This is a genomic window from Brevundimonas sp. (genome assembly GCF_044239655.1).
Lineage (GTDB): Bacteria > Pseudomonadota > Alphaproteobacteria > Caulobacterales > Caulobacteraceae > Brevundimonas.
This window is the reverse complement of the sequence record NZ_JBIIAY010000025.1, coordinates 1-18,634: the sequence shown is the minus strand read 5'-3', so window position 1 is coordinate 18,634 and position 18,634 is coordinate 1. Positions and strand designations below refer to the sequence as shown.

Sequence of the window (18,634 nt, the reverse complement as noted above, 5' to 3'; positions counted from 1 at the left end):
GGGCGCTACCGGACCGAAACGGCCTCAGTTCCCCTGCGGATAGAAGACGCCCTGGATCCGGCCGCCGGTGCCGGACTCCATCCGCGCCGTCTCGGTGCGGACATTGTACACCAGCCGGCTTCCGGTGAGGACGTTCTTGCCCTGGGTCAGGATGACGTCGCCCGTCACGACCACCTCGCCGTTGCCGAGGGTATAGACCGCACGGTCGCCGCGCATCGACTGGGTCGGGGTCACGAAATAGACGTTGCCGCTGGCCTCGACGCGGGACAGGTCGTTGTTGGCGGTGGTCGCCGTGATCGCATCGGCGCGCAGACGGTTTCCGGCCTGGGTGATCTCGGCCCGGCCGCGCAGGGAGAAACCGGTCGGGGTGTACTCACCGCCGTCGGCACCGAAGGCCACGGGCTGGCCCGAGGCCGAAACCGAGGGCGCGGCGTTCTGGGCGTCGCCGGTCATCGGCACGGCCAGACCCGCCAAGGCCACCGTGGCGGCAAACAGGATCGAAGTCGTCTTGCGCATGGTCATCCGCCGGATCGCACGGGGTTCACGACCCCCCGCATCTTGTTGTCGCCAGAGCCCGAGAACGTGACCCGCTCGCCCTGATCATAGATGGCATAGGACGAAGCCGAGATGGTTCCAAGAGGGCCGGCCCCCTCAACCCCCTTGGACCCGGTCACGATCCCCGTCGCCGTATCCACCACCGCCTCCGGCGTCGTCAGGGTGAAGCCGGTGCCGCCATCGGAAATCTTCACGTTGGGCCCGATGGTCACGGTCCGCTTCGCCTCGTCATAGATGCCGGCGTCCGCCGTCATCTCGGTGACCTTGCGACCCCCGAGGTTCAGCCTCAGCGCCGGGCCGTTCAGGCGGAAATGGCCGGTCGCCGGATCGCGAACCGCCCCTTGCGCCCCGATCATGAAGGACCGGCCCGCCGCGTCCTGGCCGTGGAACATGGGGTTGTCGAGGCGGACCTCGCGGCTCTGGGCCGCCTTGCGCTCGACGCCCGACATCACCGTGCGGAACACCGTCCAGGTCAGGGCCCCGCCCGCCAGGACCACGATCAGGATCGGCAGCAGCCGCCGATACAGCTGCACCCGTTTCGACCGCACACGCCACTTCGCCGCCGCCTCGGCCAGGCGCTGTTCGTCGGCGAGGCGCCTCGCTTCGGCGGGATCGATCCCGGACTGTGGAGGCGGCGTGTCGGTCATTACAGGTGTGCGAAGATGTCCATTTCTTCCCAGCCTTCAAGGTCCAGACGCGACCGGGTCGGCAGGAAGTCGAAACAGGCGCGTGCCAGTTCGGTCCGCCCCTCGCGCGCCAGCATCATGTCCAGCCTGGCCTTCACCGCATGCAGATACAGGACGTCCGACGCCGCATAGTCCAGCTGCGCCTGGGTCAGGACGTCCGCGCCCCAGTCCGACGACTGCTGCGCCTTGGACAGGTCCACCCCGGCCAGTTCGCGCGTCACGTCCTTCAGCCCGTGCCGATCGGTATAGGTCCGCGCCAGCTTGGACGCGATCTTGGTGCAATAGACAGGCCCGGTCTCGACCCCGAGCCAGAGCTGCATCATGGCGATGTCGAACCGCCCGAAATGGAAGATCTTGAGCACCGCCCGGTCGGCCATCAGGGCCTTCAGGTTCGGACAGTCATAGGTCGGCCGACGCATCCGCACCACGTGGGCATCCCCGTCCCCGGCCGACAGCTGGACCACGCACAGCGGGTCGCGATGGTAGCGCAACCCCATGGTCTCGGAATCGACAGCCACCTCAGGTCCGAGGTCCAGGCCGTCGGGCAGGTCGCCTTCGTGGAAATATACGGTCATGGGCTGCTTCTAGACCAGCGGGGGGCGGGACGCGAGGGCGTGGCGTCAGTGAGTAGTGCTGGTGCTGGTGAGCCAGGCGGCGACCGGTGCGAGAGTGCGCCCTACGACCGGCAACGCGTGCTCACTAGCACCAGCACTACTCACTCAAGCACCCCCCAAAAGCAAAACGGCGCCGCACCGAAGTGCGACGCCGTTTCATTGATTGGTGCCCAGGAAAGGACTCGAACCTTCACGACCTTTCGATCACTGGCACCTGAAGCCAGCGCGTCTACCAATTCCGCCACCTGGGCCCCGACTGAAGCGCCCGCAAAGGCGTTTCGACCGGAAGGCGCGGACCCTTAAGGGAGGGATTGCGGTCGGTCAACAGGGGTTGAACGCGTTTGACGCGTTGCGACCTATTCATCGGTCGTCTATCTGCGGTTTCGATCTTCCAAGGAGCGTCCCATGTCCCTGCCCGGCCCCAGTCTGGTTACTGTTTTCGGCGGTTCGGGCTTCATCGGATCCCAGGTCGTCCGCGCCCTGGCCAAAGCCGGCTGGCGTGTTCGGGTCGCGGTCCGGAAACCCGGCATGGCCGGCGACCTGCGGGTGCTGGGCGATGTGGGTCAGGTCCAGCCCGTCCGCTGCGACGTGACCCGGCCCGCCGACGTCGCCGCCGCCCTGAAGGGCGCCTCCGCCGCCGTCAACCTGATCGGCATCCTGTACGAGAGCGGCAAGCGCACCTTCGACCTGATGCACGTCGAGGCCTCGCGCAACGTGGCCCAGGCCTGCGTCGACGGCGGCATCGGCCGGCTGGTCCAGATGTCGGCCATCGGCGCCGATGCCGGCTCCCCGTCCGACTATGCCCGGACCAAGGGCGAGGCCGAGGCGGTCGTGCGGGCGCTGATCCCCGGCGCGGTCATCCTGCGGCCCTCGATCGTGTTCGGGGCGGGCGACAATTTCCTGAACCAGTTCGGGTCCATGGCGACCATGGCCCCGGCCCTGCCCCTGATCGGCGGCGGCCAGACGAAGTTCCAGCCGGTCCACGTCGCCGACGTCGCCGAGGCCGTGGCCCGCGCCGTGACCCGCGACGACACCGCCAGCCGCACGTTTGAGCTGGGTGGCCCGGCCGTCTGGTCGTTCAAGGACATCCTGCAGTACATCCTGCGCGAGACCGGCCGCGACCGCCTGCTGGCCCCCCTGCCCTTCTTCGTCGCGAAGACCATCGGTGGCCTGGCCCAGATGAGCACGATCGTCGGCATCGCCCCGGTCCTGACGAAGGATCAGGTGATCATGCTGGAGACGGACAACGTCGTGGCCCCCGGCGCCGAGGGCCTGTCCGCCCTGGGCATCGAGCCCACCGGCCTGGAAGCCATCGCCCCCTCATACCTCTGGCGTTACCGCAAGGGCGGCCAGTTCGCCGAAGGCCCGAAGGCGGAGCTGGTGGCGGCTTAGAACCTCTCCTCCCCGTTGCGCAGCAATGGGGCTGCGGGCGGCTCGTATACGAGCCGTCCTCAGGCGCGGCCCTTCTTCAGGGCCGTGACGGAGGGGGCGACACGCTGTTTGAGGCGAGGGCTATCGAGGTCGATACGAGCGACCGAGTCGCCCCCTCCGTCAGCTCGCAAGTGGCTCGCTGCCACCTCCCCATCGCTTCGCGACGGGGAGGAGATCGGGCTGCTACGCCGCGATCATCCGCTCCACCTCGTTCACCAGGTCGCGCAGGTGGACGGGCTTGGACAGGACCTTGGCTTGCGGAGAGGCCTGGGCGGCGACCTAATCGGGCCCCAGAATCGCTGTGGTTCCTATGGGGCCGGTTTCGCAGGCTGCTATTCCCAGCCGACCCCGACGTTCCGCGGCACTGTTCGGGTTAATTGCTGCATAGCTGGTAAAGCGTGCGCGTTCCTTGCCATCAATGAACAACACCTCGCCGTCACGCCAAAGTCCCCGTGCTCTGGCGGGGCCGTCGATGTAGCGAATGAAGACGTTCAGCTTTCCCGCAGAGCTGATCGGACCCACGCGATCCCAGGCCAAGCATTTCCCGTCCGGCCGTCGATACGGCTTCGCGCCCGGCCGTGCCTGAGCCGCCCAATACGCGAGCCAAGGGCCGCAGTGGGGATCACCTTCCTCGAACATGCGGAAACGATAAGTGCCGGATGGTTCAGAGCGACCTGGACCAAAATAATAGTCGCTCGTCGGCTGAATCTGGACATAGATCGCTCTCGCCACCCCAGTTGCAAGAAATGCCTCGTCCGCCGAGTACAGTCTGTAGGGCCGAATAGATCGGAGTTCGGGGTCTTCGGCTGGGTCGAGCGTGCTTTCGCCCGGGAGCCAGAGATCGATCCCCTCGGGTCGATCCCCATACCAGTGGATGCCTGAATCCTTGGCGCAGCGACGAGCCATCTCGTCGATCACTGACTGCGACGGGCGATCAGCGAGGTAGAGGGCGGTCATGCATCCTTGCAACCCCACCGCAAGGAGCACCACCGCAACTCTGGCCACAGCTGAAGGCATGGCTGGTCCAGAAAAGGGCTAGGCCGCGATCATCCGCTCCACCTCGTTCACCAGATCGCGCAGGTGAACCGGCTTGGACAGGACCTTGGCTTGCGGCGAGGCTTGGGCGGCGGACAGGGCGACGGCGGCGAAGCCGGTGATGAACATGATGCGCAGGCCGGGCATGCGGGCGGCGGCGACGCGCGCCACCTCGATCCCATCGGCGCCCGGCATGACGATGTCGGTCAGCAGCAGGTCGTAGGGGCCGTGTTCCAGGGCGTCGATGGCGTCGTCGCCGTTCTCGCAGTCGACGACCTGATGGCCGGCGCGTTCCAGCGCCCGCGTCAGGAACCCGCGCAGCGAGGCGTCGTCTTCGGCCAGCAGAATTCGCGCCATCTCGTGCTTGTCCCCACGGACCTGACAGGGTCCCGAATGCTGACGCTAGGCTCAGAACGGTAAACCGGCGATGAAAAACACCGTTTGAGCGAGGGCACGGGCTGTGGAGAAGCCGGCGAACCCGCTATGCGTCGGTCATGACGCCGCCCGAGCGCCCCGCCCTGCACCCCGCGTTCGAGATCGTGGCTGCGCCGTCGCCGGGGCCGCTGGTCTTCGCCTCGCCCCATTCCGGCGTGATCCGGCCCGACGATCTACGTGCGCGGCCCAATCTGCCGGAAGCCAGTCTGCGCAGTGCCGAGGATATCGGCGTCGACGCCCTGATTGCCTGCGGACCGGCGAACGGTGTGCCCCTGATCCTGGGCCGGATCACCCGCGCCTATGTCGATCTGAACCGCGACCCTTGCGAACTCGACCCCGGCCTGATCGACGGGCTGGCGGGGACCGACGCGCTGTCGGCCAAGACGGCGGCGGGGTTTGGCGTCATCCCCCGGCGATCCGGCGACGGCCTGGACCTCTATGATCGCCGCCTGACGATGGCCGAGGCGACCGCGCGGCTGGCGAACGTCCATGGTCCCTATCACGCCGCCCTGGCCGACCTGATGCAGGCGGCGAGATCGCGCCACGGCACCGCCATCCTGATCGACTGGCATTCCATGCCCTCGCGCGCCGCCGGCGGCGGCACGCGCAGCCGACCCGGTCTGGACGTTGTGCTGGGCGACCGGCACGGCTCGTCCTGCACGGCGCGGCTGACGCGGCGGCTGCGAGCCCTGTTCGAGGGGCTGGGCTGGCGGGTCGGGTTGAACCAACCCTATGCCGGCGGCTGGTCCACCCAGAGCTGGGGCCGTACCGCCGACGGATTTCACGCCGTCCAGATCGAACTGAACCGCGCCCTCTATCTGGATGAAGACCGGCTGGAACCCAGCGCCGATTTCGACCGATGCCGTCGCGCCGTCGAACGGGTCATCGCAGCCCTGGCCGCCGACGACTGGACCGGCTGAGCGCGGGCAAAAAAAAGCCGCGCCCAGAAGGCGCGGCATGAAAAGTTTATAGGGAGGAAACGCCCAGGAAGGGCAAGACGCCGCGAGGCGTCGAAGGTCAATCTAGGTTGCGATGCACAATGCGTCAAGCGCCATGTAATCACCGTTCATCACGGCTTGTTACGGTGATTACGGCACTGAGACGGCGTTTCCGGGGCATCGCGGACACGATTTATGCTCTGATCGCGGACGACCCGATGCTGCAAGTGCGAAATAGACGGCTTCACAGCGATGAGTTCGCGTCCAGAAGCCGCCGTGCAGTACGAATGGCCCGCGCCGCCGGGGAACCGGACTGGCGCCAGACCAGCAGGGCGAAGGCCGATATGACCCCCGCCGCCAGCCACGCCGGCCCGAACAGCCAGGCCGCTGCCGCCAAGGCGAAATAATAGCCGCGCACCCCCTGGCTGAAGGCCGCCAGCGCCGGGTTCAGAACCTGGGCCGTCGCCTCGCCGAAGGCCGCATGGGCCGCCTCGCCGTTGATCTCGGGCGCGGCGCCGATCAGGGCCAGGGTGTAGTTCATCTGTCGGATCGACCAGATGAAATCCAGCAGGCCCCGCGACAGACAGGCCAGCACCAGCGCCAGCTTGGCTTCCAGCAAAGGGATCGGCACGGCCTCGGCCCCGACGGAGGCGAAACTCTTCAGCGCGCTCTCGCCACCGAACAATATGCCGCCCACCGCCGCGATCAGTAGCAGGTTGGACGAGGCGAAGAAGGATCCCGAATTGATCGAATGGCCCAGCAGCTGGCTGTCCAGCAGCCGGATCTCGCGCCGGGTCATCGCCGTCATCCAGGCGTGCCGGACGGTCAGCATGTCCTCGTTCAGCGCGCCCGACCGCCGGGCGAGCAGCTTCAGCATCGGATCATAGCCGAGCCAGCACATGAAAAAGAGCGCCAGCGCGGACCAGTCGAAGGGGGTCATGTCGAAGTCCGAAGGGGAGGGATAAGGGACGAGGGATTAGGGATGAGGGATGACACGAGCGCAAGATGCTCGGTCGCAGCCAGTCCCTCTGCGTCATCCGCGACGCCATTCCCTCGTCCCTCATCCCTAGTCCCTCGCCCCTCGACGCTGTAAGCGTCGCCCCATGTCCGCCCCCGAAACCCCGGCCGAAATCTTCAAGCGCGCGCTGGCCCATGCCGCGCGTGCCCTGGCCGAACAGTCCGAGCTTGAGGTCGCCTTCGGATCGGACGGGCCCAAGCTGGCGAACGGCGTCCTGACCCTGCCTCATCCGTCGCGCGATCCGTCTGGACCCGAGAGCGCCGCCCTGCGCGGACAGGCCGACCGGCTGGCCCTGCGCCTGGCCAACCATGACGATGCCGTCCACGCCCGCCTGCGTCCCGTCGACAGCCGCGCCGCCGAAGTGTTCGAGGCGGTGGAACAGGCGCGCGTCGAGGCGGTCGGATCGACCTCGCTCGCGGGCGTCCGCGCCAATATGAACGCGGCCCTTCTGACCCGGCTGGACCGTATGGGGGCCCTGCGCGCCGAGGCCGATCGCGTGCCCGTCGCAGAGACCCTGGCCCTGCTGGTCCGCGAGCGATTGACCGGCCAGCGTCCGCCCGACGGCGCCGGCGCCCTGCTCGACAAGGTCCGGCCCGAGCTGGAGGCCAAGGCCGGCGAACAGATTGACCGTCTGGTCGCCACCGCCGACGATCAGGCCGCGTTCGGCCAGGCGATGAAGGACGTGCTGCGCGCCCTCGATCTGGACCCCGGCGACGGCCGCGGCGACGAACCCAATGACGAACAGGGCGAGGACGAACCCGACCCCGCCGATCCCGACACCTCCGACGATCAGGAGGAAGAGGACGAAGGCGGCGGCGAGGGCGGCCAGTCGATGGAGGGCTCCTCCGACGACCAGACCGCCGAGGAAGAACGCGACAGCCGCCCCGACGGCGCACCAGCCGAGATGGACGGCGATCAGACCGACGACGGCCCGGAGATGTCCGAAGGCGACCTGCCCAACCGGCAACAGACCCCCGACGACGGCAAGGCCATCGACGCCTATCGTGTCTTCGCCCATCAGTTCGACGAGACCATCGACGCCTCGGACCTGTGCGACCCGAACGAACTGGAACGGTTGCGCTCCCTGCTGGACCAGCAGTTGACCGCTCTGTCCTCCATCGTGTCGCGCCTGGCCAACAAGCTGCAACGCCGGCTGATGGCCCAGCAGAACCGCACCTGGACCTTCGATCTGGAGGAGGGGATGCTGGACACCGCCCGCCTGACCCGGATCATCACCGACCCGACGGCCCCCCTGTCGTTCAAGGCCGAGAGCGAGAGCCCGTTCCGCGACACGGTCGTGACCCTGCTGCTCGACAACTCCGGCTCCATGCGCGGCCGCCCGATCATGGTCGCCGCCGTCTGTGCCGACATCCTGGCCCGGACGCTGGAGCGCTGTGGGGTCAAGGTCGAGATCCTGGGCTTCACCACCCGGGCCTGGAAGGGCGGCCAGTCACGCGAGGCCTGGATCACGGCCGGAAAGCCCGCCATGCCCGGCCGCCTGAACGACCTGCGCCACATCATCTACAAGTCCGCCGATGCCCCCTGGCGACGGGCCAAGAAGAATCTCGGTCTGATGATGCGCGAGGGTCTGCTCAAGGAAAACATCGACGGCGAGGCCCTGACCTGGGCCCACGACCGGCTGGTCGCCCGCACCGAGGCGCGGCGCATCCTGATGGTCATTTCCGACGGCTCGCCGGTCGACGATTCCACGCAGAGCGCCAACGCCGCCCTGTATCTGGACAAACACCTGCGTCAGGTCATCGAGCGGATCGAGACCCAGTCGCCGGTCGAACTGCTGGCCATCGGCATCGGCCACGACGTGACCCGCTGGTACCGCCGCGCCGTCACCATTGTCGACGTGGAACAGCTGGCCGGGGTCATGGTCGAGAAACTGGCCGAACTGTTCGAGGTCGAGCCCAAGGCCATGACCCGCAAGGGCCGTGCCTCGGGTCAGGCGCCGCACCGCCGCGCCGCGTGAGAACCGTGTTCCGGGCCCTCGCCGCCGCCGGCCTGATCGCCTTGGCGGCCTGTGCCGGCGTCGCCACCAGCGTCCCCCGCGATCCGGGCGACGCCGGTCATCCGATCCGGATGGACGCCCGCCGCGTGCCGCTCGGCGTCGGTGGGGCCGACCTCGCCCCCGGCGTGACCTGGGCCGGTGGCCTGTCCCTGCACGGTGCCAATCTGCATGGCCTGTCCGACCTGAAGCTGGACGGCGATCAGGCCTGGAGCGTCTCGGATTTCGGCAGCCTGGTCCGGTTCACCATCCGGCTCGACCGCGCGGGTCGTCTGGTCGGCGCGGGCGGGGCGACCAGCCGCCGCCTGATCGGCCCGGACGGCACGGTGCTCCAGCCCAAGGCCGCCGCCGACGCGGAAGGGATCGCCCTGCTGCCCTCCGGCGTCGCCATCAGCTTCGAGCGCGATCACCGCATCTGGTCCTACGGCCCGGGCGGGACAGGCCTGCCCGTTCCGCTGCGCCGCCCCGACGCCGTCTTCGAGGACAATGAGGGGATGGAAGGTCTGGCGGCCGCACCCGGCGGCTGGCTGGTCATGGGCGAGGCCGGCGGTGCCTGGACCTGCGATCCCGATGCCTGCACCGCCCTGCCCCGCGCGCCCGCCGCCTTCACCGATGGCTACAAGATCACCGGGGCCGACGTCGATCCGAACGGCGGATGGTTCGTCGTCGAGCGGTCCTACACCCCGCCGCTCGACATGCGCGCCCGCGTCCGCCGCATGGCCCCTGACGGCACGATGGGGCCCGTCCTGATCGCCCTGCGCCCGCCGGCCTCGGTCGACAATATGGAGGGGATCGCCGCCGTGCGAACCGCCAGGGGGACGCGCCTGTATCTGGTCAGCGACGACAACGCCAACCCCCTGGAAAAGACCCTTCTGCTGGCCTTCGACGTCGCCGACTGAAGTACGTCAGCCCGCCGGTGGCGTCCGCGCGCCCTGCATCCGGCGCAGCATCTCGGCCGCCTCGCGCCGTTCGGCATCGGTCTGGACGGCGTTGCGGCAGCTGCGGACCGGGAAGCGAGTTCCCGTCACCTGGATGTTGCGACAGATCAGACGCTGGCGGACCGGCTCTTCGGGCGGGGTCGCATCGACCGGAACCGGGGCGACCTAGACCGGCGCCTCGGCGGGGACAGTCGGTTCACGCGCCTCGGCCGATCCGGCGGGCGGGGTCTGCTGGCCGGACAGTCCGACGATGAGGGCAAGGGCGGTCAGAAGCACGCGACAACTCCGGGACAGGCAGGATCAGGAGACAGCCATCCCCGCCACGCCGCAGTCTGCAGGCGTGGCGGGGCTGAGCGGATCAGTCCTCGGGATAGATGGTCACCGTCCGGCAGCGCCGAACGGGGAAGCGCGACCCGGACACCTCGACATAGCGGCAGACCTGGCGCGTTGGCAGCGGAGCCTCCTCGACGAACTCGGGCTCGGCCACGGGCTCCTCGACGACGACGGGTGCAGGCGCGGGGGCCGGCTGGGAAACCGGGGCCGGGGCCGAAACCGGCTGCACGTCCGGCCCCTTGGCCTGAAGCGTCGCGACCAGGGCGATAAGGGCAAACATCATCGGAGATCACTCCCGCGAAGGTTGGAAAGACCTCATGATGCCTCAGATGTTCGCAACTGCAACAAAAATATTGCGGATGCTCAGTGAACGTTGGTTACACCCGTTCGCTGATCCGGATCGCCGCCCGGCAGCCCGTGCGGATCACGGCGCTGAGCAGCCGGTATCCCGGTGCCTCGCGCGCGCCCTGTTCGACGGCATGGTCGTGGTGTTCGACCTCTTCGTCGCGAAAGCCGGTCAGTTCGGCGGCCAGGGCCGGGTCGCGGTCGCCGACCTCGGCGATCTGTTCGGCATAGTGTTCGGCAATGACGCTCTCGACCGCCTCGGTACAGGCGTGGGCGGCCTTCTCGCCCATCAGGGCCGTCCCGACGCCCAGGGCCTGGGCCGCCAGCCGCCAGGCCGGCAGCATCATCGTCGGCCGCACCCGCCCGTCGTTCAGCAGGGTCTCGAACCGCGCCAGATGCACCGCTTCCTGGCCCTGCATCCGCTCCATATCGGCCGCCAGTTCGGTTCGGCCGCCCGCGCGAAACACCGCCGCCTGTCCGCGATAGATCTGCACCGCCGCATATTCACCGGCGTGATCGACCCTCAGGATCTCGGCTGTCCTTGCGCGCGTCGATCCCCGCCCCGGCCGGGCCAGGGGGATGCGTCTCGAATCGGGCTCAGGGCTTGGGGGCACGCGCATCCTTGGGACGTTTGGCGGCCAGCAGGCTGAAGATGGCCAGGCCGGACGAGATCAGGAAGTTCCAGCTTGCCATGCTCAACCCCAGGAAGCGCCACGTCACGGCGTCGCACATGACCACGCGCGGGGTCTCGCCCCCGCCGAACGCCAGCGCCGTCAGCCCCTCCAGGTCGACGTCCTTGGCCGCCATGCAGGTCGCCGGCAGGCTCCACCACTTCATCTCGCCGCCCGAATGGAAGCCGGCGGTGATCGCCCCCGTCGCGAACACGGCGAACAACAGGAAGGCCGCGATGCGGGGCGTCCCGCGCGACGCCCGGCTAATGACCGCCCAGGTCGTCGCGATCAGCGAAATCGCCACCGCCCCCCAGAAGACCTCGCGCTGCTTGAGGCACAGGTTGCACGGCGACAGGCCCAGGAACCGCTCCGACGCATGGGCGGCCCCCAGCATGGCCAGGGAAATGGCCAGGGCAAAGGCGGTCCACCACCGCGTCAGAAGTCGATAGATCCCGATCATCACCCGACAGTCCTACTGTACGCCGCCGCATCCGCCAATGCGCAGCGCGGGCCTCAGTGCGGGATAAGCTTGACCGCAGCGAAGGCGGCGACCAGCACGGCGATGCCGATGACGGTGAACAGCGCCAGCCGCTTCTCGACCATCTCGAGCATCGCCGGCCCCCAGGTCTTGAGCACGAAGGCCACCAGGAAGAACCTTGCGCCCCGCGTGATGACGCACAGGGCGATGAACAGCGGCAGGCTGAAGCTGAAGATGCCGGCCGCGATGGTGATCAGCTTGAACGGGATCGGCGTCAGCCCCTTGATCAGGATCACCCAGGCGCCGTGTTGCTGGAACAGGGCCTTGGACGCCTCGAAGGTGTCGGCCTTGCCCATGACGGCCAGCAGCCACATCCCGACCGGCTCCAGGAAGAACCCGATCGCATAGCCCAGCAGCCCCCCCAGCACCGACGCCGCCGTACAGACGGCCGCGTACCGATAGGCCCGGTCCGGCTGCGACAGCACCATGGGGGCCAGCATCACGTCGGGCGGGATGGGAAAGAAGGAGCTCTCGGCGAACGAGACCACGGCCAGCGCCTTTTCCGCATAGGGCTTTCGCGCCTGCTCGAAGACCCAGTCGTACAGTTTGCGCAGCATCGGCCATTCCCTGATCGAACCCTGCCCTACCTTCCCAGCCCTTAACGGTCCATTCGTCGCCGCGTCGCAGTCAGCCCAGCTTGGCGTCTCCCCCTGGAACCCTTAGGTTCCCCCCAACCGCAGGCGACCCGCCCGCACCCCCCTTCGTGGAAAGCGCCCCCAATGACGCCAGACGCCACTATTGCCGCCGTCGAGAATCCCCTCGGCGTGGACGGTTTCGAATTCGTCGAGTTCACGGGCCCCGATCCCCAATCCATGATCGCCCGGCTGGAGACCATGGGCTTCGTCCAGACCCATGTGAATCCGCAGACCAACGTCGTGCGCCTGAAACAGGGCGACATCTCCTTCCTGGTCCACCGCACCCCGACCGGTCACGCCGGCGAGTTCGCCCGCGACCATGGCCCCTCGGCCAACGGCATGGCCTTCCGCGTCGCGGATGCAAAGGCCGCCTATGACAGCGCCGTGGCGCGCGGTGCCCATCCGGCCGACGGCCACGCCGGCGGCGCGCTCGGTGAGGGCGCCTATGTCCTGCGCGGCATCGGCGGCAGCTTGCTCTATCTGATCGACGCCTATGGCGAGACCGGGTCCCTGTACGACAACTGGGACGAGATCGAGGGCTGGGAAGAGGACGAGCGCCGCAACAACGTCGGCCTGCACCTGCTCGACCACCTGACCCACAATGTCAGACGCGGCCAGATGCGCACCTGGTCCGGCTTCTACGGCGACGTCTTCGCCTTCGAGGAGCAGAAATATTTCGACATCAAGGGCAAGGCAACGGGCCTGTTCAGTCAGGCCATGATCGCGCCCGACCGCGCCATCCGCATCCCCCTGAACGAAAGCCAGGACGACACCTCACAGATCGAGGAGTTCCTGAAACGCTACAACGGCGAGGGCATCCAGCACATCGCCTTGGCCACCGACGACATCTTCGAGACCGTCGAAAAGATGCGCGCCCGCGGCGTCGAGTTCCAGGACACCATCGAGACCTATTTCGAGCTGATCGACAAACGCCTTCCCAACCACGGCCACGACCTGCAGCGGATGCGCAAGAACCGCATCCTGATCGACGGCTCGGACGAAGAAGGCCTGCTGCTGCAGATCTTCACCACCGACACCTTCGGCCCGATCTTCTTCGAGATCATCCAGCGCAAGGGCAACGAAGGCTTCGGCAACGGCAATTTCCAGGCCCTGTTCGACTCAATTGAGCTCGATCAAATCCGTCGCGGCGTGATCGTGGTTGACGCCTGACCATGAAGCTCAAGCCGCCGTCCTGGCTACCCTACCTCGGCCCGGTCCTCGCGGCCGTGGCCGGGGCCCTGGCCGGGCGGATGTGGCTGGACGGAAGCTTCTGGACGGTGCTGATCGCGGGCATCGTCTGCGGCTTCCTGCCGATCATCATCTACCGCATCTGGAAATGGTCGCACCATCGGCGACCGCCGCAATAGCCCAGACGGACAGGCCTCAAGGCATGAACTGGATGGTGCGCGCGAACTGAACGTCACGCGGCCCAGGTTCCACCTCGGCGCCGCGCATCAGCGCGATCGCCGCCTCACCGAAGCCCAGTCCGGGGTGGGTCTCGCCCAGCACCCGGCATCCGGTCACACGACCCGTAGCCCGCGCCGTGCATTCCAGGGTCACCGCCACGGCCGTCAGGGTCGGGCCCGACCCGGCGTCCAGCGTCCGCTCGACCGTGGCGTGCGGAGCCTTGACCGCCACGTCCTTCTTGGGCGTCGGATCGATCAGCAGGGCGGCGGCGAGAACGAACGCGAACATGGCGGAAACCCCTTCTGTCCTGTTAATGAATCGCGGACAAATCCGTTCCGCCGGAGAGAGCCCGCATGACGCCACTTTTCCGAGCCTTCGCCCTTGTGGCAGCCCTGCTCACAGGCGCGTCACCGGCCCTGGCTGGAGAGGATACACCCCCCCGCTGGTCCTTCGCCATCCACGGCGGGGCCGGCGTGATCGAGCGCGCCAGCCTCAGCCCCGAACAGGACGCCGCCTATCGCGCCGCCCTGACCCGCGCGCTGGAGGCCGGCGGCGCGGTGCTGGAACGCGGCGGCACGGCGCTCGACGCCATCCAGGCGGCGATCGAGCTGATGGAGGACGATCCCCTGTTCAACGCCGGCCGCGGCGCGGTCTTCACCGCCGCAGGCCGCAACGAGCTCGACGCTGCTGTCATGAACGGCGCGGACCTGACGGCCGGTGCCGTCGCCGGCCTGACCACCACCCGCCACCCGATCGCGGCGGCGCGCGCGGTGATGGAACACAGCCCCCACGTCATGCTGATCGGCCCCGGCGCCGACAGTTTCGCGGCGTCGCAGACCCTGGAACAGGTCGACCCCGCCTTCTTCTTCACCGAGCGGCGCTGGCAGGGTCTGGTCAAGGCCCTGACCGACGCCGGCCTGCCCGTCCCCGAACGCCCTGCCGGAGCACCGCCCGCGCCCCCCCTGAACTCTGGGCCGGGCGGCATGGCCGACAACGACGCCTCGGCCCCGCCGCTCAACGAGCGCAAGTTCGGCACGGTCGGCGCGGTGGCGCTGGATACCCACGGCAACCTCGCGGCCGGCACCTCCACCGGCGGCATGACCGCCAAACGCTGGGGCCGCGTCGGCGACGTCCCCGTCATCGGCGCCGGCACCTACGCCTCCAACCGCGACGGCTGCGCGGTCTCGGCGACGGGCGACGGCGAGTATTTCATCCGGGCTACCGTGGCGCGGGATATTTGCGCGCGGATGGCCATCGCTCGAGTGCAAACTCCCGAGCAACGGCAAGAGGCCGAACGCTCCGAACCGACGCCGCATTGGCGGGCCAACATTGTTTGTCGTTCGGCGTCGCCAGAAATCCCATGCGTCGTAGAGGAGGCCCCGCTCGCTCTTGTGGCCGCCAATGCAGAGATCACCGATGCCGAACGCCTGGGCGGCAAGGGCGGCGTGATCGTCATGGGCCGCGACGGTCGTCCCGAGTTCGCCATGTCCACCTCCGGCATGTATCGCGGCGAGATCCATCCCGGCGAGCCCGCGCGCGTCGCCATCTACGCCGACGAGGCGCCGCAATGACCAAACCCCTCCCCACCCCCGACGAACTCACCGAAATGGCCGAGGAGGAACTGGCCGCCGCCTGTTCCCTGCTGTGGCCCGAGATCGTGCGGATCACCCCCTGGGGCGACAGTTTCGAGGGCTTCGCCCCGTCCGGCCGCACCGTCGAGATTGAGCGCCGCTACCTCTGGGCCCATGAGCCCGCCGGCGCCGTCGTCGTCGAGGTCGAGGTCCGCGACGCATCCAACCGCACCGGCGCCGAAGCCCGCGCCGTCCTCGCACCGCCGGCGTAACGGCCAAAACTCACCCTCTCCATTGCCGAAGGGCAATGGAGAGGACAGATCGGCCTCTTGGCCGATCAGGCGGGGGCGACGAGGTCTGTCCGATTATCGCATTCTTCCCCCGTCCTTCACGGGGGAAAGCGGTCCGTCGATCGCGCAGCGATCCAGGACCGATGGGGGAAGTCTTGCTTATTCTTTCCCTTCACACGCCCCCCATCGACCCTGGTCTCGCTGCGCTCGACGCCGGGCCACTTCCCCCGCTGCGCGGGAGAAGAAGAAATCCGGCTTGTCCAGCACCTCCAACTTTCAAACTTCGAGCCACCAATCCCTTGCCCCGCAACGGATTGCGGATTTCTCGGCCTCCCAAACGCGCCCAGGTCCCCAACCCCGCTATGATGCTTTCCGTCCCGTCGCGGGGAAGGGCGCAAGGCCTTGCGATCTTGTTGCGGCGAGGGTGTGTGGAGCGGGGCGGTCGAGGCCTCGTCTCCGGTCAGCCCTGGCGAGCTCCGAGGTCCGGTTTCGACCGGGCGCGGCGCCCGGGGGATCGGGGGCGATGTCGCCGGCCGTGCAAAGGGTCCGGCGCAGAGAGTCGGATCGTTCAGGGGACGATGCTGCAAGGGCATCACCTTCCCGTCGGGGGCGCGGTAGCGGCAAGGGGCGAATACCCCCGCTGGTTCGGGAGACCGAGCCGTACAGCTCCCGGATAACCACATACGCGGAGCGTCTGTCTTTCGCCGAAACGGTAATCACTACCCCTATCCCGGGCGAAGGCCCGGACGCTCCGCCGGCCCTTCCCACTCCCGACGCCTTGCGGCGGGAGTCCGTTGAATCACGTCATCCCCGGACAACGCGGCGCAGCCGAGGCGATCCGGGGAGGCGCGGTCGAACGCCTCCTCGCGCCCCCGGGGTAAGAGCTTTCACCGAACCGCGTTAACCTTTTCATTGCCAAGCGCAGCCGTGGCGCCATGATGCCAGAGCCTGCGTGAGGGGATCGCCAGAGTGTCACTGCCCAGTCCGAGCGAGTTCCAGTCCGTCGACGGCTTCTATGAGCCCCAGGACGGCGGCGTCCTGTTCACCCTGTCGCCCCTGCTGCTGCTGGCCGTCGCCCTGCTGCTGGTCCTGGCCGGCCTGCTGGGCTGGTGGATCGGGCGGCGCAAGACCGACGGCGACGACCCCAGCCAGGCCATCTATGACGCGATCAAGAAGGCCGTCACCGCCGCCGCCGGGGCGCCGCGCGACTCGGTCATGATCACCGCCCGCCATCTGAACACCGTGCTCGAAGATCGGCTGGGGGCCGTCCTGCGCATCGGTCACGGCCTGGGCGGCCCCCACGAGGCCCTGACCCAGGCGCTCGACGGCCATGGCCCCGCCGACCACGAACCCGACAAGGACCACCCCGCCGACCCCCACACCGGCGTCAACAAGGTCACCATCAACGCCCGCAGCGTCGTCCTGAACACCCATGCCGCGCCCGTCGAAGGCGCGGCCCCCGATCCCCATGCGGACGCCCACCCGGCTCAGGGCCACGCAGCGGGACACGCAACGGGACACGGGGGCGGCCACGGCCACACCAAACCCCTGGACGCCAGGGCCCAGCTCGCGGCCGTCCGCGCCGCCGTCCACGATCTGTCCGACTACTGGAGCGACAAGTCCGCCCGCCTCAAGGACCTGCGCGAGGCCCGGAAACAGCTGACCACCACCCCACCGCCGTCCTCCGACAACCGGGTCGGAGACCGGCGCGCTCCCTGATCGTCGATCACCGACAAAGCCCGGTTTCCCCTCGCGATAAACGGGTCTAGCCTTCGCCTCATGAAACTCGCATCGCTCAAGCACGGCCGTGACGGTCGCCTCGTCGTCGTCTCCAATGATCTGCACTGGTTCACCGACGCCTTCCTGATCGCGCCCAGTCTCCAGGCCGCGCTCGACGACTGGCACCGGTGCGAGCCCCTGCTGCGGGCCCTGGCCGAAAGCCTCGAACACGAGGCCGTGCCGCGCGGCCGGTTCCATGAACGCGACGCCGCCTCCCCCCTGCCCCGCGCCTATCAGTGGGTGGACGGTTCGGCCTATGTGAACCACGTCGAACTGGTGCGAAAGGCGCGCGGCGCCGAGATGCCCGACAGCTTCTGGACCGACCCCCTGATGTATCAGGGCGGATCGGACGCCTTCCTCGCCCCCCGCGACCCCATCCCCCTCGCCGACGAAAGCTGGGGTTGCGACCTGGAGGCCGAGGTCGTCGTCGTCACCGGCGACGTGCCGCAAGGAACGTCGGCGACGCAGGCGCTCGACCACATCCGGCTGGTCGGACTGGTCAACGACGTCTCGCTTCGGAACCTGATCCCCGCCGAACTGGCCAAGGGCTTCGGCTTCGTCCAGTCCAAGCCCGCCAGCGCCCTGTCGCCCGTCTTCGTCACCCCCGACGCGCTCGGCGACCGCTGGAAGGACGGCAAGCTGCATGGCGAACTGACCGTCCAGCTGAACGGCCAGGACTTCGGCAAGGCCGACGCCGGCGTCGACATGACCTTCGACTTCGGCACCCTGATCGCCCATCTGGCCAAGACCCGCAGCCTGACCGCAGGCACCGTCATCGGCTCGGGCACGGTGTCCAACAAGGGCACCGACGGCGGCCCCGGCCAGCCGGTCTCCGCAGGCGGCCTGGGCTATTCCTGCATCGCCGAGGTCCGCACCGTCGAAACGATCCAGACCGGTGCCGCTTCGACGCCCTTCCTCAAACACGGCGACACCGTCCGCATCGAGATGCTGGACGACAAACACCACTCCCTCTTCGGCGCCATCGAACAGACGGTAGGACCGGCTTGAGGAGCCGTCATGCAGCGCGTCGAGATGTTCATCCGCGTCCGGCGTGTGCTGTCGGGAGGATTGGACAGCCGCGTGGGGGCGACGGCGTGATGCGCTGGGCCGTCGCATTTGGCCTGGCGTTGCTTGCCTCCACGGCGCAGCCCCAGCCGGTCTCAGCCCAAACGACCTGGCGCAGTCTTCCTGCGTCTGGCGAAAACCGGGCGGCGGCTCTCCAATGGGACGTCGCCGCGATCGTCGGGCGTTGCGACGCGGGCGTCCTGACGGTTTTCATTGCGCAGGGCGGCAGGTTCGCGGAGCCTTCGGCCTTTGTCATGATGGAACGACGTGGCGATCCGCCAACGGGCCAGTATTGGCGGGTATCGACCGACGGCCGCTCCGCTTTCGCCTTTTCGC

Annotated in this window: 23 protein-coding genes, 1 tRNA gene and 1 pseudogene; 11 read left to right on the top strand and 14 right to left on the bottom strand. The window is 68.2% G+C overall.

The window, feature by feature from the left end; genetic code table 11:
- Positions 1-24: 24 nt before the first annotated feature.
- From ACILQR_RS05215 to ACILQR_RS05200, 4 genes are all read right to left on the bottom strand, one after another.
- Entirely contained in the window at positions 25-516 is a 492-nt protein-coding gene (locus ACILQR_RS05215) for an LptA/OstA family protein (RefSeq protein WP_395650423.1), read from the bottom strand.
- Between the two features lie 2 nt (positions 517-518).
- Positions 519-1,202 carry an LPS export ABC transporter periplasmic protein LptC gene (gene lptC / locus ACILQR_RS05210; protein WP_395650422.1) on the bottom strand — a complete coding sequence of 228 codons (684 nt, stop codon included), beginning with the start codon at positions 1,200-1,202 and terminating at the stop codon, positions 519-521.
- Complete coding sequence (locus ACILQR_RS05205) at positions 1,202-1,816, bottom strand: ribonuclease D (protein ID WP_395650421.1); 615 nt, start codon at positions 1,814-1,816, stop codon at positions 1,202-1,204. Before ACILQR_RS05205 ends, lptC begins: the two co-directional genes overlap by 1 nt.
- 203 nt (positions 1,817-2,019) lie before the next feature.
- Positions 2,020-2,106 (bottom strand) — tRNA-Leu (locus ACILQR_RS05200).
- A gap of 154 nt (positions 2,107-2,260) precedes the next feature.
- On the opposite strand from ACILQR_RS05200, the gene ACILQR_RS05195 reads away from it, so the two are divergent.
- Complete coding sequence (locus ACILQR_RS05195) at positions 2,261-3,247, top strand: complex I NDUFA9 subunit family protein (protein ID WP_395650420.1); 987 nt, start codon at positions 2,261-2,263, stop codon at positions 3,245-3,247.
- A gap of 222 nt (positions 3,248-3,469) precedes the next feature.
- Here the strand turns inward: ACILQR_RS05195 and ACILQR_RS05190 are convergent.
- The 3 genes and pseudogenes from ACILQR_RS05190 to cpdR form a co-directional block, all read right to left on the bottom strand.
- Positions 3,470-3,556 (bottom strand): annotated as a pseudogene (locus tag ACILQR_RS05190) (response regulator); the annotation flags it as partial.
- 9 nt (positions 3,557-3,565) lie between these two features.
- Complete coding sequence (locus tag ACILQR_RS05185; protein ID WP_395650419.1) at positions 3,566-4,243, bottom strand: hypothetical protein; 678 nt, start codon at positions 4,241-4,243, stop codon at positions 3,566-3,568.
- Between the two features lie 78 nt (positions 4,244-4,321).
- On the bottom strand, positions 4,322-4,678 hold the full coding sequence (gene cpdR, locus ACILQR_RS05180) for a cell cycle two-component system response regulator CpdR (RefSeq protein WP_271146530.1): 357 nt from the start codon (positions 4,676-4,678) through the stop codon (positions 4,322-4,324).
- A 137-nt stretch (positions 4,679-4,815) separates the two neighbouring features.
- Here cpdR and ACILQR_RS05175 point away from each other — a divergent pair, with 137 nt between their 5' ends.
- On the top strand, positions 4,816-5,676 hold the full coding sequence (locus ACILQR_RS05175; protein WP_395650418.1) for an N-formylglutamate amidohydrolase: 861 nt from the start codon (positions 4,816-4,818) through the stop codon (positions 5,674-5,676).
- Positions 5,677-5,938: 262 nt separating this feature from the next.
- Here ACILQR_RS05175 and ACILQR_RS05170 read toward each other — a convergent pair whose 3' ends face one another.
- Complete coding sequence (locus tag ACILQR_RS05170) at positions 5,939-6,634, bottom strand: DUF599 domain-containing protein (RefSeq protein WP_395650417.1); 696 nt, start codon at positions 6,632-6,634, stop codon at positions 5,939-5,941.
- A gap of 163 nt (positions 6,635-6,797) precedes the next feature.
- Here ACILQR_RS05170 and cobT point away from each other — a divergent pair, with 163 nt between their 5' ends.
- Together cobT and ACILQR_RS05160 are read left to right on the top strand one after the other, a co-directional pair.
- A complete protein-coding gene (gene cobT / locus ACILQR_RS05165; protein WP_395650416.1) occupies positions 6,798-8,690 on the top strand; it encodes a cobaltochelatase subunit CobT in 1,893 nt (630 codons plus the stop codon).
- A 5-nt stretch (positions 8,691-8,695) separates the two neighbouring features.
- On the top strand, positions 8,696-9,625 hold the full coding sequence (locus tag ACILQR_RS05160; RefSeq protein ID WP_395650415.1) for an esterase-like activity of phytase family protein: 930 nt from the start codon (positions 8,696-8,698) through the stop codon (positions 9,623-9,625).
- 6 nt (positions 9,626-9,631) lie between these two features.
- Here ACILQR_RS05160 and ACILQR_RS05155 read toward each other — a convergent pair whose 3' ends face one another.
- From ACILQR_RS05155 to ACILQR_RS05135, 5 genes are all read right to left on the bottom strand, one after another.
- Positions 9,632-9,754: a hypothetical protein gene (locus ACILQR_RS05155; RefSeq protein ID WP_395650414.1), complete on the bottom strand. Its 123-nt coding sequence runs from the start codon at positions 9,752-9,754 to the stop codon at positions 9,632-9,634.
- 268 nt (positions 9,755-10,022) lie between these two features.
- On the bottom strand, positions 10,023-10,280 hold the full coding sequence (locus ACILQR_RS05150; RefSeq protein WP_395650413.1) for a hypothetical protein: 258 nt from the start codon (positions 10,278-10,280) through the stop codon (positions 10,023-10,025).
- Positions 10,281-10,374: 94 nt separating this feature from the next.
- A complete protein-coding gene (locus ACILQR_RS05145) occupies positions 10,375-10,962 on the bottom strand; it encodes a demethoxyubiquinone hydroxylase family protein (protein WP_395650412.1) in 588 nt (195 codons plus the stop codon).
- Positions 10,940-11,473 (bottom strand): disulfide bond formation protein B, encoded by a 534-nt coding sequence (locus tag ACILQR_RS05140; RefSeq protein ID WP_395650411.1) that lies wholly within the window; start codon positions 11,471-11,473, stop codon positions 10,940-10,942. The genes ACILQR_RS05145 and ACILQR_RS05140 overlap by 23 nt, the downstream gene beginning before the upstream one ends.
- A gap of 53 nt (positions 11,474-11,526) precedes the next feature.
- Positions 11,527-12,108 carry a YqaA family protein gene (locus ACILQR_RS05135; RefSeq protein WP_395650410.1) on the bottom strand — a complete coding sequence of 194 codons (582 nt, stop codon included), beginning with the start codon at positions 12,106-12,108 and terminating at the stop codon, positions 11,527-11,529.
- A 162-nt stretch (positions 12,109-12,270) separates the two neighbouring features.
- On the opposite strand from ACILQR_RS05135, the gene hppD reads away from it, so the two are divergent.
- A complete protein-coding gene (hppD, locus tag ACILQR_RS05130; protein WP_395650409.1) occupies positions 12,271-13,356 on the top strand; it encodes a 4-hydroxyphenylpyruvate dioxygenase in 1,086 nt (361 codons plus the stop codon).
- A gap of 2 nt (positions 13,357-13,358) precedes the next feature.
- Complete coding sequence (locus tag ACILQR_RS05125; RefSeq protein WP_395650408.1) at positions 13,359-13,553, top strand: hypothetical protein; 195 nt, start codon at positions 13,359-13,361, stop codon at positions 13,551-13,553.
- Between the two features lie 16 nt (positions 13,554-13,569).
- On the opposite strand, the gene ACILQR_RS05120 is transcribed toward ACILQR_RS05125, so the two are convergent.
- Positions 13,570-13,881 (bottom strand): TonB family protein, encoded by a 312-nt coding sequence (locus ACILQR_RS05120; RefSeq protein WP_395650407.1) that lies wholly within the window; start codon positions 13,879-13,881, stop codon positions 13,570-13,572.
- A 65-nt stretch (positions 13,882-13,946) separates the two neighbouring features.
- On the opposite strand from ACILQR_RS05120, the gene ACILQR_RS05115 reads away from it, so the two are divergent.
- The 5 genes from ACILQR_RS05115 to ACILQR_RS05095 form a co-directional block, all read left to right on the top strand.
- A complete protein-coding gene (locus tag ACILQR_RS05115; RefSeq protein ID WP_395650406.1) occupies positions 13,947-15,164 on the top strand; it encodes an isoaspartyl peptidase/L-asparaginase family protein in 1,218 nt (405 codons plus the stop codon).
- Positions 15,161-15,436 carry a hypothetical protein gene (locus ACILQR_RS05110; RefSeq protein WP_395650405.1) on the top strand — a complete coding sequence of 92 codons (276 nt, stop codon included), beginning with the start codon at positions 15,161-15,163 and terminating at the stop codon, positions 15,434-15,436. Before ACILQR_RS05115 ends, ACILQR_RS05110 begins: the two co-directional genes overlap by 4 nt.
- Positions 15,437-16,423: 987 nt before the next feature.
- Positions 16,424-17,173, top strand: coding sequence for a hypothetical protein (locus ACILQR_RS05105; protein WP_395650404.1), 750 nt, complete (start codon positions 16,424-16,426; stop codon positions 17,171-17,173).
- Positions 17,174-17,233: 60 nt separating this feature from the next.
- A complete protein-coding gene (locus ACILQR_RS05100; RefSeq protein WP_395650403.1) occupies positions 17,234-18,241 on the top strand; it encodes a fumarylacetoacetate hydrolase family protein in 1,008 nt (335 codons plus the stop codon).
- Positions 18,242-18,327: 86 nt separating this feature from the next.
- On the top strand, positions 18,328-18,634 hold a 307-nt coding region (locus ACILQR_RS05095; protein WP_395650402.1), incomplete at its 3' end, for a hypothetical protein.

Excerpts from the sequence above, each read along its gene's own strand:
- ACILQR_RS05215 (WP_395650423.1), bottom strand. The coding sequence starts at position 516 with ATGCGCAAGACGACTTCGATCCTGTTTGCCGCCACGGTGGCCTTGGCG.
- lptC (WP_395650422.1), bottom strand. The coding sequence starts at position 1,202 with ATGACCGACACGCCGCCTCCACAGTCCGGGATCGATCCCGCCGAAGCG.
- ACILQR_RS05205 (WP_395650421.1), bottom strand. The coding sequence starts at position 1,816 with ATGACCGTATATTTCCACGAAGGCGACCTGCCCGACGGCCTGGACCTC.
- ACILQR_RS05195 (WP_395650420.1), top strand. The coding sequence starts at position 2,261 with ATGTCCCTGCCCGGCCCCAGTCTGGTTACTGTTTTCGGCGGTTCGGGC.
- ACILQR_RS05185 (WP_395650419.1), bottom strand. The coding sequence starts at position 4,243 with ATGACCGCCCTCTACCTCGCTGATCGCCCGTCGCAGTCAGTGATCGAC.
- cpdR (WP_271146530.1), bottom strand. The coding sequence starts at position 4,678 with ATGGCGCGAATTCTGCTGGCCGAAGACGACGCCTCGCTGCGCGGGTTC.
- ACILQR_RS05175 (WP_395650418.1), top strand. The coding sequence starts at position 4,816 with ATGACGCCGCCCGAGCGCCCCGCCCTGCACCCCGCGTTCGAGATCGTG.
- ACILQR_RS05170 (WP_395650417.1), bottom strand. The coding sequence starts at position 6,634 with ATGACCCCCTTCGACTGGTCCGCGCTGGCGCTCTTTTTCATGTGCTGG.
- cobT (WP_395650416.1), top strand. The coding sequence starts at position 6,798 with ATGTCCGCCCCCGAAACCCCGGCCGAAATCTTCAAGCGCGCGCTGGCC.
- ACILQR_RS05150 (WP_395650413.1), bottom strand. The coding sequence starts at position 10,280 with ATGATGTTTGCCCTTATCGCCCTGGTCGCGACGCTTCAGGCCAAGGGG.
- ACILQR_RS05145 (WP_395650412.1), bottom strand. The coding sequence starts at position 10,962 with ATGCGCGTGCCCCCAAGCCCTGAGCCCGATTCGAGACGCATCCCCCTG.
- ACILQR_RS05140 (WP_395650411.1), bottom strand. The coding sequence starts at position 11,473 with ATGATCGGGATCTATCGACTTCTGACGCGGTGGTGGACCGCCTTTGCC.
- ACILQR_RS05135 (WP_395650410.1), bottom strand. The coding sequence starts at position 12,108 with ATGCTGCGCAAACTGTACGACTGGGTCTTCGAGCAGGCGCGAAAGCCC.
- hppD (WP_395650409.1), top strand. The coding sequence starts at position 12,271 with ATGACGCCAGACGCCACTATTGCCGCCGTCGAGAATCCCCTCGGCGTG.
- ACILQR_RS05125 (WP_395650408.1), top strand. The coding sequence starts at position 13,359 with ATGAAGCTCAAGCCGCCGTCCTGGCTACCCTACCTCGGCCCGGTCCTC.
- ACILQR_RS05120 (WP_395650407.1), bottom strand. The coding sequence starts at position 13,881 with ATGTTCGCGTTCGTTCTCGCCGCCGCCCTGCTGATCGATCCGACGCCC.
- ACILQR_RS05115 (WP_395650406.1), top strand. The coding sequence starts at position 13,947 with ATGACGCCACTTTTCCGAGCCTTCGCCCTTGTGGCAGCCCTGCTCACA.
- ACILQR_RS05110 (WP_395650405.1), top strand. The coding sequence starts at position 15,161 with ATGACCAAACCCCTCCCCACCCCCGACGAACTCACCGAAATGGCCGAG.
- ACILQR_RS05100 (WP_395650403.1), top strand. The coding sequence starts at position 17,234 with ATGAAACTCGCATCGCTCAAGCACGGCCGTGACGGTCGCCTCGTCGTC.